Source organism: Streptomyces sp. NPDC045701 (assembly GCF_056432045.1).
In genome coordinates this window covers 1-17,431 of record NZ_JBWKJV010000003.1, presented here as the reverse complement: position 1 = coordinate 17,431, position 17,431 = coordinate 1, and the positions used below count along the sequence as shown (strand labels likewise).

The 17,431-nt window shown below is 71.6% G+C and carries 16 protein-coding genes and 1 tRNA gene; 11 read left to right on the top strand and 6 right to left on the bottom strand.

The annotated features are described in order from the left end of the window. Nucleotides 1-60: 60 nt before the first annotated feature. A complete protein-coding gene (locus AC07DW_RS04160; protein WP_478856067.1) occupies nt 61-1,239 on the top strand; it encodes a site-specific integrase in 1,179 nt (392 codons plus the stop codon). Between the two features lie 83 nt (nt 1,240-1,322). On the opposite strand, the gene AC07DW_RS04155 is transcribed toward AC07DW_RS04160, so the two are convergent. Then, nucleotides 1,323-1,396: transfer RNA gene (locus AC07DW_RS04155), tRNA-Pro, on the bottom strand. Nucleotides 1,397-1,622: 226 nt separating this feature from the next. Beyond that, complete coding sequence (locus AC07DW_RS04150; RefSeq protein WP_478856066.1) at nt 1,623-2,561, bottom strand: metallophosphoesterase; 939 nt, start codon at nt 2,559-2,561, stop codon at nt 1,623-1,625. Between the two features lie 78 nt (nt 2,562-2,639). On the opposite strand from AC07DW_RS04150, the gene AC07DW_RS04145 reads away from it, so the two are divergent. Further along, the gene (locus AC07DW_RS04145; RefSeq protein ID WP_478856065.1) at nt 2,640-3,104 is read left to right on the top strand and encodes a GatB/YqeY domain-containing protein; all 465 of its coding nucleotides are present in this window, start codon (nt 2,640-2,642) and stop codon (nt 3,102-3,104) included. 223 nt (nt 3,105-3,327) lie between these two features. Here AC07DW_RS04145 and AC07DW_RS04140 read toward each other — a convergent pair whose 3' ends face one another. After that, a complete protein-coding gene (locus AC07DW_RS04140) occupies nt 3,328-5,646 on the bottom strand; it encodes a transglycosylase domain-containing protein (protein WP_478856064.1) in 2,319 nt (772 codons plus the stop codon). A gap of 586 nt (nt 5,647-6,232) precedes the next feature. On the opposite strand from AC07DW_RS04140, the gene AC07DW_RS04135 reads away from it, so the two are divergent. Further along, the gene (locus AC07DW_RS04135; protein ID WP_478856063.1) at nt 6,233-6,577 is read left to right on the top strand and encodes a WhiB family transcriptional regulator; all 345 of its coding nucleotides are present in this window, start codon (nt 6,233-6,235) and stop codon (nt 6,575-6,577) included. A 240-nt stretch (nt 6,578-6,817) separates the two neighbouring features. Here the strand turns inward: AC07DW_RS04135 and bagB are convergent, their stop codons facing one another. Continuing rightward, nucleotides 6,818-8,095, bottom strand: a complete 1,278-nt coding sequence (gene bagB, locus AC07DW_RS04130) for an ATPase BagB (RefSeq protein ID WP_478856062.1) — start codon at nt 8,093-8,095, stop codon at nt 6,818-6,820. Then, on the bottom strand, nt 8,092-9,054 hold the full coding sequence (gene bagA / locus AC07DW_RS04125; protein ID WP_478856061.1) for an ATPase BagA: 963 nt from the start codon (nt 9,052-9,054) through the stop codon (nt 8,092-8,094). The genes bagB and bagA overlap by 4 nt, the downstream gene beginning before the upstream one ends. Nucleotides 9,055-9,193: 139 nt before the next feature. Here bagA and AC07DW_RS04120 point away from each other — a divergent pair, with 139 nt between their 5' ends. The 5 genes from AC07DW_RS04120 (at nt 9,194) to AC07DW_RS04100 (ending at nt 12,790) form a co-directional block, all read left to right on the top strand. Further along, a complete protein-coding gene (locus tag AC07DW_RS04120) occupies nt 9,194-9,352 on the top strand; it encodes a Sp36 family protein (protein WP_003967454.1) in 159 nt (52 codons plus the stop codon). Then, nucleotides 9,349-9,819, top strand: a complete 471-nt coding sequence (locus AC07DW_RS04115) for a RidA family protein (protein ID WP_478856060.1) — start codon at nt 9,349-9,351, stop codon at nt 9,817-9,819. The genes AC07DW_RS04120 and AC07DW_RS04115 overlap by 4 nt, the downstream gene beginning before the upstream one ends. Nucleotides 9,820-10,012: 193 nt before the next feature. Beyond that, complete coding sequence (locus tag AC07DW_RS04110) at nt 10,013-10,918, top strand: NUDIX hydrolase (RefSeq protein ID WP_478856059.1); 906 nt, start codon at nt 10,013-10,015, stop codon at nt 10,916-10,918. Next, nucleotides 10,915-11,745 (top strand): MBL fold metallo-hydrolase, encoded by an 831-nt coding sequence (locus AC07DW_RS04105; protein ID WP_478856058.1) that lies wholly within the window; start codon nt 10,915-10,917, stop codon nt 11,743-11,745. The genes AC07DW_RS04110 and AC07DW_RS04105 overlap by 4 nt, the downstream gene beginning before the upstream one ends. Nucleotides 11,746-11,905: 160 nt before the next feature. Then, the gene (locus tag AC07DW_RS04100) at nt 11,906-12,790 is read left to right on the top strand and encodes a prohibitin family protein (protein ID WP_478856057.1); all 885 of its coding nucleotides are present in this window, start codon (nt 11,906-11,908) and stop codon (nt 12,788-12,790) included. 89 nt (nt 12,791-12,879) lie between these two features. Here AC07DW_RS04100 and AC07DW_RS04095 read toward each other — a convergent pair whose 3' ends face one another. Further along, nucleotides 12,880-13,554 (bottom strand): Crp/Fnr family transcriptional regulator, encoded by a 675-nt coding sequence (locus tag AC07DW_RS04095; RefSeq protein WP_073756902.1) that lies wholly within the window; start codon nt 13,552-13,554, stop codon nt 12,880-12,882. A 304-nt stretch (nt 13,555-13,858) separates the two neighbouring features. Between AC07DW_RS04095 and nth the strand changes: the two genes are divergently transcribed. The 3 genes from nth to AC07DW_RS04080 all read left to right on the top strand — a co-directional run bounded on the left by nth (nt 13,859) and on the right by AC07DW_RS04080 (nt 17,293). Beyond that, nucleotides 13,859-14,800, top strand: coding sequence for an endonuclease III (gene nth / locus AC07DW_RS04090; protein ID WP_478856056.1), 942 nt, complete (start codon nt 13,859-13,861; stop codon nt 14,798-14,800). A 520-nt stretch (nt 14,801-15,320) separates the two neighbouring features. Then, nucleotides 15,321-16,019: an NUDIX hydrolase gene (locus AC07DW_RS04085; protein ID WP_478856377.1), complete on the top strand. Its 699-nt coding sequence runs from the start codon at nt 15,321-15,323 to the stop codon at nt 16,017-16,019. Between the two features lie 74 nt (nt 16,020-16,093). Next, the gene (locus AC07DW_RS04080) at nt 16,094-17,293 is read left to right on the top strand and encodes a MarP family serine protease (protein WP_478856055.1); all 1,200 of its coding nucleotides are present in this window, start codon (nt 16,094-16,096) and stop codon (nt 17,291-17,293) included. The last annotated feature ends 138 nt before the right edge of the window (nt 17,294-17,431 follow it).

The following is a 17,431-nucleotide window of genomic DNA, read 5'->3' as shown; positions in this document are numbered from 1 at the left end:
ACCCCAGAGACCAGCGGGCCGCTCCCTCAGGGGGCGGCCCGCCGCATGGAAGGGCACAGCATGACTGAGACTCCCAAGCTCACCCGCAGGGCAGGGCATGGCGAGGACAGCATCTATTGGGACGCGGCGAAGAACCGCTACGTGGGGGCCGTCTCCCTAGGGTTCGCTCCCAACGGCAAGCGCCGCCGGCCGAAGGTGTACGGCAAGACCAAGACCGAGGTTCGAGCGAAGCTCCGCGACTTGAAGAAGGAGGTTGAGAGCGGAGTCAAGTCGCCCGCCAACTACACCGTGGCGGAGGCTGTCACGGACTGGTTGGAGCGCGGATTGAAGGGACGCGACGAAGGGACCGTTACCAAGAACCGGCGCTTGGCTGAGAAGCACGTGATTCCGCTCATCGGGAAAGCCAAGCTGAGGGACCTGAGCGCAGACGATGTGGATGACTGGCTGGAGGATCGGTCCGAGGTGCTGGCGACTCGGAGCCTGCGCGACATCCTCGCTGTGCTCCGCCGATCCATCGCGCATGCTCAGCGTCGGGACAAGGCCGTCCGCAACGTCGCGCTACTCGTGACAGCACCCGAGGGGAAGGCGGGTCGTCCGAGCAAGGCCCTTAACGCTGAGCAGGCGAAGGCCGTGCTGGCGGCCGCACGGGGCTCGCGGCTTTACGCGTACCTCGTCCTCTCACTCCTCAGTGGGGTCCGCACCGAGGAAGCGCGGCCTCTCACCTGGGATCATGTCTTCCTGACGACCGACGAGGGTGTGCCGGCCCACGTCGCGGTCTGGCGCTCCGTACGGAGACACGGCGACACCAAGACGAGGAAGAGCCGCCGGACCATCGCGCTTCCCAAGCAGGTGGTCGACGTGCTGGAAGAGCACCTGCGCTGGCAGAAGCAGGAGCGGGCGTCGAAGGGCATGGAGTGGAGCCGAGGGGGTCTGGTGTTCACGACCCGTAGCGGTGAGCCTTTGGACGCGGCGAACGTGCGGCGGGACTTTCGGGCGATCGTGAAGAAGGCGGGGCTGGCTCCGGAGTGGACGCCTCGGGAGTTGCGCCACAGTTTCGTCTCGCTGCTTTCCGATCACGGCATTCCGCTGGAGCGAATTGCCCTGCTGGTAGGCCACAGCAGCCAGGCCACGACGGAGGCTGTGTATCGGAAGCAGCTCCGGCCGGTGATCACGCAGGGGGCGGAAGCGATGGATGAGATCTTCGCCAGTGATCAAGGGGCAGACGCGACCGAGGGATGATCGTTTTCGGGTGGCCCCCTGTTTGGCTCCCGCAGCACGACAGAGGGCACGTACGACTCTCCGTACGTGCCCTCTGACCAGCGTCGGGGTGGCGGGATTTGAACCCACGACCTCTTCGTCCCGAACGAAGCGCGCTGCCAAGCTGCGCTACACCCCGATGTCACCGTGTGTCCCGGCGACGTCGTTTACTTTAGCCCACGGGCGCCCGGAGACGAAATCCGGTTCTCGCGGGGCGGGCGGCCCCGCCCGGCGCGGTGGGCCGACACGGTGGGGACGACTGCCGGCGGCGCGGGGCGCTCCCGGAGGGTGAGGCCGCCGGGCACCTGGTCCGGGCTGCCCCGGACCAGGCCGATCACGATCCGCCCCACGGGACGGGCGAGCGATCAGTCCCGGGGGGTCAGGGTCAGCAGCGTGGCCTCGGGCGGGCAGGCGAACCGGACCGGGGTGTAGCGGTTGGTGCCGCAGCCCGCCGAGACGTGCAGGTACGCCGTGTTCCCCCCGGCGCGGTGCGTGGACAGGCCCTTCACGCGGTCGGTGTCCAGGTCGCAGTTGGTGACCAGCGCCCCGTAGAAGGGGACGCACAGCTGCCCGCCGTGCGTGTGGCCGGCCAGGATCAGGGGGTAGCCGTCGGCCGTGAACGCGTCCAGCGACCGCAGGTACGGGGCGTGGACGACGGCCAGCGACAGGTCGGCGTCCGGTTCGGGGCCGCCGGCGACCCGGTCGTACCGGTCCCGCTTGATGTGCGGGTCGTCCAGGCCGGTGAAGGCCAGCTCCAGGCCCTCCAGCTTGAGGCGGCCTCGCGTGTTGGTGAGGTTGACCCAGCCCGCCGTGTCGAAGGCGTCGCGGATGTCCTCCCAGGGGTTGTGCACGGCTCCCACGGCCGGCGCGTTGCCGTTCAGCCCGTGCCGCCCCTGGGCCTTCTCGAACAGGTAACGGGCCGGGTTGCGGAGCTTGGGGCCGTAGTAGTCGTTGGAGCCGAAGACGTACACGCCGGGGAAGTCCAGCAGCGGGCCGAGCGCGTCCAGCAGCTCCGGTACGCCGTTCGGGTCCGAGAGGTTGTCGCCGGTGTTCACCACGAAGTCGGGGCGCAACCCTGCCAGCGACTGGAGCCACGCGCGCTTCTTGCGCTGTCCGCTCACCATGTGGATGTCCGACACCTGGAGCATCCGCAACGGCCGCGTCCCGCGCGGCAGTACCGGGACGGTGATCCGGCGGAGCCGGAACGAGCGGGCCTCGAACCCGGCGGCGTAGGCCAGACCGGCCGCGCCGACCGCTGCGATTCCTGCGGTGACTTTCAGGGGAACTCCGTATCGCGCGCGCATACCGCCATCGTCCCAGACCGGCCGTGGCGCGGGAAATGCGCGGGCGTGCGGGTCATCGCACCTGCGACACTTGTCCGCATGACCACGCTCAAGTCCAAGCTGCAGGAAGACCTCAACGCCGCGATCAAGGAGCGCGACGAGCTGCGTTCCTCGACGCTCCGGCTGACCCTCTCCGCCATCACCAAGGAGGAGGTCGCGGGCAAGGAGAAGCGCGAGCTCTCCGACGACGAGGTGCGGAAGGTGATCGCCAAGGAGGCGAAGAAGCGCCGCGAGGCGGCCGAGGCCTTCGGGCAGGGCGGCCGGGCCGAGCAGGCCGAGCGTGAGCGGGCCGAGGGCGTCATCCTCGACGCGTACCTGCCGCAGCAGCTCGGCGACGACGAGCTGAAGCGGATCGTCGCCCAGGCGGTCGAGGACGCCAAGGCGGCCGGGGCCGAGGGGCCGCGGGCGATGGGCGCCGTGATGAAGATCGTGAACCCGAAGGTCGCCGGCCGCGCCGAGGGCGGCCGCGTCGCCGCGGTCGTCAAGCAGCTCCTGGCGGGCTGAGACCGGGGTACGGCCCGCTCGCCGGCGCCCCGCCCGTACCGGCCGCTCGGCTCAGGTCGTGCGCGGGTCCGTACGCCCGCTCGTCCGGACGGGGGCGGGGAGCGGGGGACGGGGAGCGGGGGACGGGGAGCGGGATGCGGGGAGCGGGCGTACGGGGTGCGGCCGCGGCCCGGACGGAAAAGGGGCGCCCCACCGGTCGTCCGGTGGGGCGCCCCTTCTCGTGTCAGCGTCGTCCGCCGCCGTTGCCCTGGCCGCCGCGCTGGTCGCCGCCGCCGATCAGGTCCGGCGGGAGGCTGATGCCGCCCCAGGGGTTCTCGGGCTTGTCGTCACCGCCGGCGCCGTCACCGCCGCCGTCACCACCGCCCGAAGCGCCGCCGCCGTCACCGCCCCCGCCGGCACCGCCGTCGTCGCCGCCCCCACCGCCGTGGCCGCCGCCGGGCTTGTTGTCGCCCGGCTTGCCCTTGCCCTTCGGATCCTTGGGCGCGTCGGGGATGTGGACGTCGACGAAGTCCGGCGCCTCGTGGCCGTCCAGGGCGCCGGTCATGGCGTCCTTCCAGATCGGCCCCGGCACCTTCCCGCCGAAGACCTTGTCGTGGTACTCGCCACCGATGGTGATGTACTCCATCTCGACGTCCTGGCTCGGGGAGCCGACCCACACCGCACCCGACAGGTTCGGGGTGTAACCCACGAACCAGGCGTTCTTGCGGCCGTCCGTCGTACCGGTCTTGCCCGCGTTGTCGCGGCTGCTGAGGCCCGCCGACTGGCCCGTACCGGAGTCGATCACACCGCGCAGCAGGTTGTTGATGGTGTCGGCCGTCCGCTCCGACATCGCCTTGGTGCAGTGGGTCTTCGGTACCGACAGGCTCTTGCCGTCCGCCGTCGTGATCGACTCGATGGCGGTCGGGGTGCAGTACGTGCCCCGGTTGGCGAAGGCCGCGTACGCGGTGGCCATGTTCAGCGGCGAGATGCCGTTGGAGCCGAGGGTGAGGCTGGAGGGGCGCTCGGGCAGCTTCTCGTCATTGCCCATCACCACGTCCAGCTTGTCGGTCATCTCCACGACCGGGCACATGCCGATCTCACCGATCATCTGCACGAAGTACGTGTTGACCGACATCGCCATCGCGTCCTGGAGGTCGTACGGGCCGACCTCCGACTCGTTCTCGTTCTCCACCGTGTCCCCCTGGTTGACCCAGGGCTTCCCGCTGCACGTGGAGACGGACGACGGGTAGGGCATCTCGTACGGCGACGGGTACACCTGCGTCGGCGGCTTGCCCTGCTCCAGTGCGGCGGCCGCCACGAAGGGCTTGAACGTCGAACCGGTCGGGAATCCGTAGTTCGAGCCGCCCATGCCCTTGTTGACCGAGTAGTTGATCTGGGTCTCGTTCTTCCCGAAGCCGTACGGCCGGGACTGACCCATCGCCAGGATCTTGCCCGTGCCCGGCTGGACCATCGTCACGGCCGTGGCGACCTTGTCGGTCTGGTAGACGTGCTTGGCGATCGACTCCTGCGCCGACCGCTGCGCCTGCGGGTCGAGCGTGGTCTTGATCGTCAGTCCGCCGCGGTTCCAGACCTTGCTGCGTTCCTCGCGGCTCTTGCCGAAGACCGGGTCGGTGAGGAAGACCTCGCGCACGTAGTCGCAGAAGAAGCCCGCACCGTCGACGGCGGTGATGCAGCCGTTCTTCGGCTTGCTGACCTTCAGCTGGATCGGGGTGGCCCTGGCGCGCTCCGCCTCCGCCTTGCTGATGTCGCCGACGGCCGCCATCCGCGCCAGGACGACGTTGCGGCGCCTGGTCGCCTCCTGGACGTCGTTGACGGGGTCGTACCGGCTCGGCGACTGGACGATGCCGGCCAGCATCGCCGACTCCGCCAGCGTCAGATCCTTGGCGCGCTTGGAGAAGTACCGCTGCGACGCGGCCTCGATGCCGTACGCCTGCTGCCCGAAGAAGGTGATGTTGAGGTAGTTCTCGAGGATCTTCTTCTTCCCGAGCTCCTCCTCGACCTGGATGGCGTACTTGAGCTCCTGGATCTTGCGGCCGAGCGTCTGCTGGGTGGCCTCGGCGACCTTGTCGGGGTCGTCGCCGGCCTCCTCCACGAAGACGTTCTTCACGTACTGCTGGGTCAGCGTCGAGGCGCCCTGCGCGACGCCGCCCGACTGGGCGTTGCGGTTGAGCGCACGCAGCACGCCCTTGAGGTCGATGGCGCCGTGCTCGTAGAACCGCGAGTCCTCGATGGCGACGATCGCCTTCTGCATGTACGGCGAGATGTCCTTGAGGTCCACGACCGTGCGGTCACGGGAGTAGACCGTGGCGATCTGGCCGCCCCGCGCGTCCAGGATGGTGGTGCGCTGGCTCAGCGGGGGGCGCTTGAGGTTGGCCGGGATCTCGTCGAACCCCTGGACCGTGCCCTTGGCCGCGAGCCCCAGCGCTCCCGCGGCGGGCAGGGCGATGCCCGCCAGTACGGCTCCGGCGAGCACGCTGACACCGACGAACTTGGCGGCCTGCTGGGTCCCGGTCAGACCACCGCCCGAGCGCTTCTTTGGCATGGAGTCAGCCTAATCCGTCGGTGGTGGCGTTCCGAGGGAGCGGGGGCCTTCCGGGGGGTTCGCGTACCAGGTTGTGACATGGAGCGATGCCGGGCGGGGGAGGAGCGGGGCGCCCGGGAGGAGCGGGGCGCCGGCTTCCGTCGCCGTCGCGCGCTCCGGGGCGGGTTCCGGTGGGCGGGGTGGGGCGGGGCGGCGGGGCGGCCCGTCCGGGGCCTCCTGCCTCGTTTTCCGGACAGGTGGACAGGCCTTGGCCTAAGCTGGTCACTACTGTCACAGCAGTTGTCGCCCCCGCACGAACCGCGCGTTCCCGAGCCGCGCAGACCTGTGTCCGTTTCCCCCTGATGCGTCAGCGCGTGCCCTTTCTGGCTCAACCAGAACGCCCTGGCCTGCGTCATTTATGACGCATGTCCTTCGCTCACTCCCCTGGGTGATCTGCCGCCTACGCATAGTCCGTTCGGACCATTCAAGATTGGGCCCGAAGGGGGTGTTGCGCTGTGCCCACCTTCCGTAACGTCCTCAACTGGTGGCGGTGAATATGCCGCTGCCGCCGTGGGGGAGCCTCGATTCGGGAGAGGACGGCGCCGGTATGGGCTGGGTAGCTGACTGGAGTGCGCAGGCCGCCTGCCGCACTACCGATCCGGACGAACTGTTCGTACAAGGTGCGGCGCAGAACAGGGCCAAGGCGGTGTGCACCGGATGCCCGGTGCGGACCGAGTGCCTGGCCGACGCGCTGGACAATCGCGTCGAGTTCGGCGTGTGGGGCGGCATGACGGAGCGCGAGCGCCGCGCGTTGCTGCGGCGGCGGCCGACCGTCACCTCGTGGCGTCGCCTGCTGGAGACCGCGCGCACGGAATACGAGCGGAGCGCGGGCATCCTGCCCGTCGCGCTGGAAGACGACGAGACCTACGAGACGTACGCCGCGGTGGGGTAGGACCGCCGCGCCGGCCCAGGCCGAACGTCTGACGGCCGGTTACGGCGACCCCGCCACCGGGCTGTCGCGTGCCACCGGCCCGCGGCGTGCGCCGCCACCGGCTGGCGGTGTGTCACCGGTCCGCGGCCTGCACTTCCGCCGGTTCGCGGAGCGGCACCGCCGGCGGCTCGCGCGGCCATGCCCGTACGGCACCGGCGACTTCCGGCCCACGGCACGATCACACCACCAGCCGACCGCCGGTCAGGGGCGGCCCGCCGCCAGACGGTCGCCGATCGCGCGCAGGCCCGCCAGGTCGTGTACGTCCCCGGGCAGCGCGGGTACTTCGGTCACCGCCACCTCGGGGTGGAGCGCGGTGAACCGGTCGCGCGTGCGCTGTTCCCGCGCGAGCACCTGCATACGCTCGGCGTGCAGCCGCAGCAGACCGGCGGTCAGCTCTGCGACGGCCGGCGGTGTCGTGACCTCGGTGGTGGTAGCGGTGGCGGCGTCGGGGCGTGCCGCCGTGGTGCGGGATGCCCCGGGCTCGGGAGAGGTCGCCTCGGGGCCACGAACACCAGTCTTCCCGGCCCCCTGATCCACAATGCGGCCCTCTTCAAGATTTTCCGCCGCGGCCAGTGCCCGCTCGGCGGACAACCCGACGGCCCCGCTGCCGTGCACCCGGTTGAGCACCAGCCCGGCCAGCGGCATCCGTTCCGCCGCCAGCCGCTCCACGAAGTGCGCCGCCTCCCTCAGTGCGTCCCGCTCCGGCGCGGCCACCACCAGGAAGGCCGTGCCCGGCGCCTGGAGGAGTCGGTAGGTGGCGTCCGCCCGGGTGCGGAAGCCGCCGAACATGGTGTCCATCGCGGTCACGAAGGTCTGCACGTCCCGCAGCAGCTGACCCCCCAGCAGCTTGCCCAGGGTGCCCGTCATCATCGACATGCCGACGTTCAGGAACTTCATCCCCGCCCGGCCGCCCACCTTCGCCGGCGCCATCAGCAGCTTGATGAACGTGCCGTCCAGGAACGACCCCAGCCGCTTCGGCGCGTCCAGGAAGTCCAGCGCGGAGCGCGACGGCGGGGTGTCGACCACGATGAGGTCCCACTCCTCGCGCGACCGCAGCTGCCCCAGCTTCTCCATCGCCATGTACTCCTGCGTGCCCGCGAAGCCGGCCGACAGCGACTGGTAGAAGGGGTTGCCCAGGATCGCGCGGGCCCGCTCGGGGTCCGCGTGCGCCTCGACGATCTCGTCGAAGGTGCGCTTCATGTCCAGCATCATGGCGTGCAGTTCGCCGTCGCCCTTGATGCCGTCCACCCGGCGCGGCACGTTGTCCAACTGGTCGATGCCCATCGACTGGGCGAGCCGGCGGGCCGGGTCGATGGTCAGGACGACGACCTTCCGGCCCCGCTCGGCGGCGCGTACACCCAGAGCCGCCGCCGTCGTCGTCTTGCCGACACCGCCCGCGCCGCAGCACACGATGATGCGCGTCGCCGGGTCGTCGAGCAGCGGGTCGACCTCCAGGCCGGGAGCCCCTTCGAGAGTCATGCGCCCACCCCGAGCTTCCTCAGTTCCTTGGCCAGCCGGTACACGCCGGCGATGTCCGCCCCTTCGCCCAGGAAGGGCAGTTCGTACGCCGGGACCCGGAGCTTCGCCAGCGCCTCCCGCTGCTCCCGCTCCAGCTCCACCCGCTGCGCGTGCTCGGCGGCCTGCTCCAGCAGGGGGCCCACCAGCCGGGCGGAGCCGCTGACGCCGGCCGCGGCGAGCGCCTTCGTGATGCCCTTGCGGTGGCCGCCGGTCGCCGCCCGTACCGCGTCCTCGTCCAGGACGTGCGGGCGGACCATGTTGACCACGACGGCGCCCACCGGCAGGTCGGCCTCCCGCAGCTCGGCGATGCCGTCGGCGGTCTCCTGCACCGGCATCTCCTCCAGGAGGGTCACCAGGTGCACGACCGTCTCGGGCGACTTCAGCACCCGCATCACGGCCTGGGCCTGATTGTGTATCGGGCCGATCCTGGCCAGGCCCGCCACCTCGTCGTTGACGTTCAGGAAGCGGGTGATGCGGCCGGTGGGAGGGGCGTCCATGACGACGTGGTCGTACGCGAAGCCGCCGTGCTTCTCCCGGCGGCGTACCGCCTCGCACGCCTTGCCGGTCAGCAGGACGTCCCGCACGCCCGGCGCGATGGTGGTGGCGAAGTCGATGGCGCCGAGCTTCTTGAGGGCCCGGCCCGCGGAGCCCAGCTTGTAGAACATCTGGAGGTAGTCCAGGAGGGCGCGTTCGGCGTCGATGGCCAGCGCGTACACCTCCCCGCCGCCCGGAGCGACGGCGATCTTGCGTTCCTCGTACGGCAACGCCTCCGTCTCGAAGAGCTGTGCGATGCCCTGCCTGCCCTCGACCTCCACGAGGAGGGTCCGCTTGCCCTCGGTCGCGAGGGCGAGCGCGAGGGCGGCGGCGACCGTCGTCTTACCGGTTCCGCCCTTGCCGCTGACGACCTGGAGCCTGCTCACGTATTCGAGCCTAACCAGTCGTGCCCATGGCGGGTCGCCCCCGGGTCGGATTGGGCGGGTCCGGGCGGGCGGGGCGCGGGGCGGGGACGTGGGACGCCTGGGCGGCAGGCCGTCTCCGGCAGCGGCTACAGTCGGCTCCATGACCAAGTGGGAATACGCGACCGTGCCCCTTCTCGTGCACGCGACCAAGCAGATTCTGGACACCTGGGGCGAGGACGGCTGGGAGCTCGTCCAGGTCGTTCCCGGGCCGAACAACCCCGAGCAGCTCGTGGCGTACCTGAAGCGGGAGAAGGCGTGACGGGCCGTGTGGAGGCGACGCTCGCCGAACTCGGCCTGACCCTGCCCGACGTGGTGCCGCCGCTGGCGTCGTACCAGCCGGCGGTCCGGTCGGGCGTGTACGTCTACACGGCGGGCCAGCTTCCGATGGTGGACGGCAAGCTTCCCGTCACCGGCAAGGTGGGCGCCGAGGTCACCCCGGAGGAGGCCAAGAAGCTCGCCCGGATCTGCGCGCTCAACGCGCTGGCCGCCGTGAAGTCGGTCGCCGGGGACCTGGACCGTGTCGCCCGCGTCGTGAAGGTCGTCGGCTTCGTCGCCTCGGCGGCGGACTTCACCGGGCAGCCGGCCGTCCTCAACGGCGCCAGCGAGCTGCTGGGCGAGGTGCTCGGCGACAAGGGCGTGCACGCGCGCAGCGCGGTGGGCGTCGCCGTCCTGCCGCTGGACGCGCCGGTCGAGGTCGAGATCCAGGTGGAGCTGGTCCAGGACTGAGCCCTGACCGCTCGCGCACGGCCCCGGCCCGGGTGGGCGCGGGGCCGTCGCCGTGTCCGCCCGCGTCGCCGAGCGCCTCGCCTCGCCGCTGTCCGCCGGTCCGTGTCCGCCGGCCCGCATCCGCCGGTCCGTGTCCGCCGGTCCGTGTCCGTCTCCTCTCGAACATCTCGACGGATGCGCATAGCATCCGGCCATGTCCAATGGTCAGTGGTATCCCCCGGAGTGGCCCGACCGGATCCGCGCGCTCGCGGGCGGCACGCTCACGGCCGTGACCCCCAGGCGGGCCGCGACCGTCCTGCTGCTGCGCGACGGTGCCCGGGGCGCCGAGGTGCACATGGTGCGCCGGCGTACGTCCATGGCCTTCGCGGGCGGCGCGTACGCCTATCCGGGTGGCGGCGTCGACCCCCGCGACGAGCACCCGGTGGACTGGGCGGGCCCGGCGCCCGCCGAGTGGGCGGCCCGGCTCGGGGTCGCGGAGCCCGCCGAGGCGCAGGCGATCGTATGCGCGGCGGTGCGCGAGACGTACGAGGAGTCCGGCGTCCTGCTCGCCGGCCCGACCGCCGACTCGGTCGTCGCCGACACGAGGGGCGACGACTGGGAGGCCGACCGGGCGGCCCTGGTGGGCCGTGAGCTGGCGTTCGCGGACTTCCTGGAACGGCGTGGCCTGGTGCTCCGCTCCGACCTGCTGGGCGCCTGGGCGCGCTGGATCACGCCCGAGTTCGAGCCGCGCCGCTACGACACGTGGTTCTTCGTGGCCGCCCTGCCGGCCGGGCAGCGCGCGTCCAACGCCTCGACGGAGGCCGACCGCACCGTCTGGACCCGCCCGGCGGACGCGGCGGCAGGCTACGACCGGGGCGAACTGCTGATGATGCCCCCGACGATCGCCACGCTGAGGTCCCTGGAGCGGTACGGGACGGCCGTCGAGGCCCTGGCGGGAGCGCTGGACCAGGACCTCACCCCCGTACTGGCGCAGGCACGCCTGGAGGGCGACCGGGTGGTGCTGAGCTGGCCGGGGCACGAGGAGTTCACGAAGACGGTCGGAACCGGGGCCACGGTCGACACCGGGGCTCCGGCCGGCACCGGAGGCGAGGACGCATGACCGACGCCGCCGCTCTCCCCGGCCGGCCCCGCGGAGCCGTGGTCACCGGCCCCGCGACCGAAAGGGCCGTCAACGTCCTGGCGCCCAACCCCTCACCCATGACGCTCGACGGGACGAACACCTGGATCCTCTCGGAGCCGGACTCGCCGCTCGCCGTGGTGGTCGACCCCGGCCCGCTGGACGAGGCGCACCTCCGGAGGGTGATCGACACCGCCGAGAGCCTCGGCAAGCGCGTGGCGCTGACCCTCCTCACGCACGGCCACCCGGACCACGCCGAGGGCGCGGGGCGGTTCGCCGAGCTGACCGGCACCGCCGTACGGGCCCTGGACCCGGCACTGCGGCTCGGCGACGAAGGGCTGTCGGCGGGCAGGGCGATCGAGGTCGGGGGCCTGGAGCTGCGCGTCGTCCCGACGCCCGGCCACACCTCCGACTCGCTCAGCTTCCACCTGCCGGCCGACCGCGCGGTGCTGACGGGCGACACCGTACTGGGGCGCGGTACGACGATGGTGGCGCACCCCGACGGGCGGCTCGGGGACTACCTGGACTCCCTGCGCCGGCTGCGCTCGCTGGCGGTCGACGACGGCGTCCACACGGTGCTGCCGGGTCACGGGCCGGTCCTGGAGGACGCCCAGGGCGCGGTCGAGTACTACCTGGCCCACCGCGCCACACGGCTCGCCCAGGTCGAGACGGCCGTCGAGAACGGTCACCGCACGGCGGCGGAGGTCGTCGCGCACGTGTACGCCGACGTGGACCGGTCCCTGTGGCCGGCGGCCGAGCTGTCGGTGCGGGCGCAGCTGGACTACCTGTCGGAGCACGGGCTGATCTGAGGGCCCCGTCCGCGGGGCGAGCGGGGGAGGGACGGCCGCTCAGGGGGCGGCGGCCTTGGGGGCTGCCTGACCAGGAGCAGCGGTCTTATGAGCAGCAGCGGCGCAGGCCCATGCCTTACGCTCCGCTTACTTCTGTGCTTCGTCCCTGGGGGGATCTTCCGTGTTCGTCGTCTCCATCCTGTTGCTCATCGCCGCCGTGGTGCTGTTCTTCATCGCGCGCGGCACCGACAACCGCGGTCTCAGGCTCGGCTCGGCCGGTGCGCTGATCGCCGGCCTGTTCGCCGCCGTGACCAGCTGCGTGCACGTGATCAGCGCCTACGAGGTCGGTGTGCCCGTGACCTTCGGCAAGGTCGGCACGCCCATGAACTCCGGCATGAACCTGACGTCGCCGTTCACCAACGTCACGACCTTCTCCACGCGCCCGGTCGACCTGAACCTCTCCGACAAGGACGTCGTCGAGGTCCGCTCCTCGCAGGGCGGCGTGATGTACACGGAGGTGACCGTGAAGTGGGCGGTCACCCCGGCCAAGGCGGTCGAGCTGTACAAGCTGGCCGGCAGCGAGGACGCGATCCAGCAGCGGCTGGTCTTCCCGGACAGCCGGGAGATCATCCGTAACGTCTTCGCCCGCCACACCAGCGAGGAGGGCTACGCCTCCGCCCGCGAGCAGATCAACACCGAGATCGGCGACCTGATCAAGGAGCGGCTCGCCCCGCGCGGTATCGCGGTGACGACGGTCAACCTGCGCAACGTGAAGCCGTCCGACCAGTTGCAGAGCCAGATCGACCGCAAGATCCAGCAGCAGCAGGCCACCGAGCGGGCGACCGAGGCCGCGCGTACGGCGAAGGCGGAGTCGGAGCGGCGCCGGATCGAGGCGGAGGGCATCGCGCGGGCCAACAAGATCCTCAACGAGTCGCTGACCGACAAGGACCTGCTCAACCAGTGCATCGACGCCTACAAGGAGGCCGCCGCGAAAAACCCGGTGTACGCCGTGCCGTGCGGCGGTGGCGGCGGCAACCCGCTGATCGTGGACGGCACCAAGAGGTGACGACACGGCGATGGGCCGCCCCGGTGATCCGGGGCGGCCCATTCGTCGTCACGGCTACGGGGTGAGGCGGCGTCCCGTACGTCCGCTCACTAGCGCGAGCGCTTGGCGAGCCGCTCGACGTCCAGCAGGATCACGGCGCGCGCCTCCAGGCGCAGCCAGCCGCGGCCGGCGAAGTCGGCCAGCGCCTTGTTGACCGTCTCGCGGGAGGCGCCGACGAGCTGGGCCAGCTCCTCCTGGGTCAGGTCGTGCACCACGTGGATGCCCTCCTCCGACTGCACGCCGAAGCGGCGCGACAGGTCGAGGAGCGCACGGGCGACCCGGCCCGGAACGTCGGAGAAGACCAGGTCGGACATCTGGTCGTTGGTCTTGCGCAGGCGGCGGGCGACCGCGCGCAGCAGGGCCGTCGCCACCTCGGGGCGGGCGTTCAGCCAGGGCTGGAGGTCGCTGTGGCCGAGGCCGAGGAGCTTGACCTCGGTCAGGGCGGTGGCGGTGGCGGTACGGGGGCCCGGGTCGAACAGGGAAAGCTCACCGATCAGCTCACCGGGACCGAGGACGGCGAGCATGTTCTCGCGGCCGTCGGGGGAGGTGCGGTGGAGCTTCACCTTGCCCTCGGTGACCACGTAGAGCCGGTCGCCCGGGTCGCCCTCGTGGAAGAGCGCGTCGCCACGGGCGAGCGTCACTTCACTCATCGAGGCGCGGAGCTCCGCGGCCTGCTCGTCATCGAGCGCCGCGAAGAGCGGGGCGCGCCGCAGAACGTCGTCCACGAGTTCTCTCCTATGTCGACCTGCTCAGGGACGTTGTCCCATGATGCCGGACGGTAAAGCAGTGCGATCAATCACAACAAGTCTGACGCACGGGTACGCGTGTCCGTACGGCAGGGCCCCGATTGGGGCGTGATCGTCGATGGCCGGGGCGGATGCCGGCGGTGGCGCTTAGGCTGGCCGGGTGTCCAATTCGCCGGTGAGAGCGCAGGTCGAGGGGGCCGGGAGAGTGTCCGGGGATCAGAATTCCGCTGTGGGCGAACAGGTGTCGCCCGGGTCGGCGAATGCCGCAAAGGCGGACAAAACGATGAAGTCGGCCAAGGCCGCCAAAGCAGCCAAAGCAGCCAAAGCAGCCAAGGCGGCCAAGGCGGCCAGGACGGCCAAGGCCGCCAGAACAGCTGAGACGGCCCCGGCGGCCAGGACGGCCAGGACCGGCAAGGGAGAGGCGGCGCCGGAGAAGGCGGCGAGGGCGTGGAAGCCGGAGTCGCGTCTGGCGATGGTGCGCCGCGCCCGGAAGATCAACCGTGAGCTGGCCGAGATCTATCCGTACGCCCATCCCGAGCTCGACTTCCGCAACCCCTTCGAGCTGCTCGTCGCGACCGTCCTGTCGGCCCAGACGACCGACCTGCGCGTCAACCAGACGACCCCCGCGCTCTTCGCGAAGTACCCCACGCCGGAGGACATGGCGGCGGCGTCCCCGGAGGAGCTGGAGGAGATCATCCGGCCGACCGGCTTCTTCCGCGCCAAGGCCAGGTCGCTGCTGGGCCTCTCCGCGGCGCTGCGGGACGAATTCGGCGGCCGGGTCCCCGGCCGCCTGGAGGACCTGGTGCGCCTGCCGGGCGTCGGCCGCAAGACGGCGAACGTGGTCCTGGGCAACGCGTTCGGGGTACCGGGCATCACCGTGGACACCCACTTCGGCCGGCTGGTCCGGCGGTGGAAGTGGACCGAGCAGGAGGACCCGGAGAAGGTCGAGGCGGAGATCTGCGAGATCTTCCCCAAGTCGGAGTGGACGATGCTCTCGCACCGGGTGGTCTTCCACGGCCGGCGCATCTGCCACTCCCGCAAGCCGGCCTGCGGCGCCTGCCCGATCGCGCCGCTGTGCCCGGCGTACGGGGAGGGGGAGACGGACCCGGAGAAGGCCAGGAGACTCCTCAAGTACGAGATGGGCGGCTATCCGGGCCAGCGCCTGGCCCCGCCGCCGGACTACCCGGGTCGCCCGGCGGCGCCCCTGGGTACCGGTGACGAGTGACGGAACGAACCAGTGGGTGGAACGCGTTGTGAAGCCGGGGGTGCCTATGACGCGCGCTGAAGAAGACCCGTACGACCGCGGGACCGACCGCCCGGCCCGGCCGGGGCCGATGCCGTCGGTGGGCATCGAGCCCACCGTCCCCCGCGCGCCCCACCGCCCTCCGGTGTCGCCCGCCGGCCGCGGAGCGCTCCCGACGACCACCACGGGCGCCGAAGCCGCGCCGCCCCGCGCGGACCGCCCGGCGGCGCGGCCGGCGCCCCCGGGAGGCCCGAGCCCGTCACCGCAGGCCGCTCACCCGGACCGCCCGGGCGCCCCCGCCCGCCCGGCCACTTCCGCCGATCCGGCCGCCCACGCCCCGAAAGCCGGCCCCGCCCACCTCGGGGCCTCCGTCCGCCGCGAGGCCCCCGCCCGCCGAGAGGCCCCCGGTCGCCCCGATGCCGCCGCCCGGCCCGGGGCGCCCGCCCACGCGGCCGGTACCGGTGCCGCCGGGCCGGTCGCCCACGCCCGTGCGGGTGACGCGGTGCACGCGGGGCCGGCCGTGCGCGGCCGTGCCGGGTCGGTCGCCGTGAGCGAGGAGGGCCTGCCGGACTGGCTGGAGCCGGTGGCGCGGGTGGCGCGCACCGTACGGCCCGAGCAGCTCAGCCGGTTCCTCCCGCCCGAGCGCGGGGGCCGTCAGTCCGCCGTGCTGATCCTGTTCGGGGAGGGCGCCCACGGCCCCGAGCTGCTGCTGATGGAGCGGGCCGGCAGCCTCCGCTCCCACGCCGGGCAGCTGTCCTTCCCCGGAGGCGCCCTCGACCCCGAGGACGGCGATCCGGAAGCCGACGGCCTGCTGCGGGCCGCGCTGCGCGAGGCGGAGGAGGAGACGGGCCTCGACCCCGCCGGCGTACAGATCTTCGGCGTACTGCCGCGGCTCTACATCCCGGTCAGCGGCTTCGTCGTGGCCCCCGTCCTCGCCTGGTGGCGCTCCCCGAGCCCGTTCCACGCCGTCGATCCGGCCGAGACCGCCCGCGTCTTCACCGTCCCCGTGGCGGATCTCACGGATCCCGCCAACCGCGCCACGACCGTCCACCCCAGTGGGCACCGTGGTCCGGCATTTCTGGTCGAATCGGCCCTGGTCTGGGGTTTCACCGCCGGAGTGATCGACCGGATCATCCACTTCGCCGGCTGGGAGCGCCCCTGGGACCGGGGCAGGCAGGTCCCACTCGACTGGCGCTCATGACAGGCTGACGCTGTGTTCCGCGGCCGAATGGGGCGGCTGGGGCGACCGGAGACGAATCTGCGAGGCTAATGACGGTGAACGTGCTGGACATTCTGCTGCTGGTCGCCGCTGTGTGGTTCGCGATCGTCGGGTACCGCCAAGGATTTGTCGTCGGCATCCTGTCGGTGATCGGTTTCCTCGGCGGCGGACTCGTCGCGGTCTATCTCCTCCCCCTGGTCTGGGGGCCGTTGACGGACCACGCGAAGGTGTCGACGACCGCCGCCATCGTCGCCGTCGTCATCGTGATCGTGTGCGCCTCGGTGGGCCAGGCCTTCACCACCCACCTCGGCAACAAGCTGCGCCGTCACATCACTTGGTCGCCGGCCCGCGCGCTGGACGCGACCGGCGGCGCCCTCGTCAACGTGGTCGCGATGCTGCTCGTGGCGTGGCTGCTCGGCTCCTTCCTGGCCCAGACCACCCTGCCCACGCTCGGCAAGGAGGTCCGCAACTCCAAGGTGCTGCTCGGTGTCTCCCGGGTGATGCCCGCCCAGGCCTCGACCTGGTTCACCGACTTCACCTCCGTACTGGCGCAGAACGGCTTCCCGCAGGTCTTCAGCCCGTTCGCCAACGAACCCATCACCGAGGTGCGCCCCCCCGACCCGGCGCTCGCGGGGAGCCCGGTGGCGGCCCGCGCCAAGAATTCGATCGTCAAGGTCGTCGGCACGGCGCCGAGCTGCGGCAAGGTCCTCGAAGGCACCGGCTTCGTCTTCGCCGAGCGCCGCGTCATGACCAACGCCCACGTCGTCGGCGGAGTCGACGAGCCGACCGTCCAGATCGGCGGGGAGGGCAGGCGGTACGACGCGAAGGTCGTCCTGTACGACTGGCAGCGCGACATCGCGGTACTGGACGTGCCCGACCTGGAGGCCAAGCCGCTCCGGTTCACGGACGCCGACGCGCGCAGCGGTGACAACGCGATCGTCGCGGGCTTCCCGGAGAACGGCGCGTACGACGTCCGCTCCGCGCGCGTGCGCGGCCGGATCAACGCCAACGGCCCGGACATCTACCACCGCGGCGAGGTGCGCCGCGACGTGTACTCGCTGTACGCGACGGTCCGCCAGGGCAACTCCGGCGGCCCGCTGCTCACGGCGGACGGCGAGGTGTACGGGGTGATCTTCGCTAGGTCGCTGGACGACCCGAACACCGGTTACGCCTTGACGTCCGACGAGATCCGCCAGGACATCGAGCTCGGCCGGACCGCCAACCAGCAGGTCGACAGCCAGGGCTGCGCTCTCTGAGCGGGCGGGGCGTGCCTAGTGTCCTGCGCCGGGAATTCGTTGAATTAGTAAGCTGTCTCCATGGCGAAGATGGGGCGGCCGATGGCCGAGCTGGTGTTGTCGGAGGATGAGCGGGCGGCGCTGGTGCGCTGGTCGCGG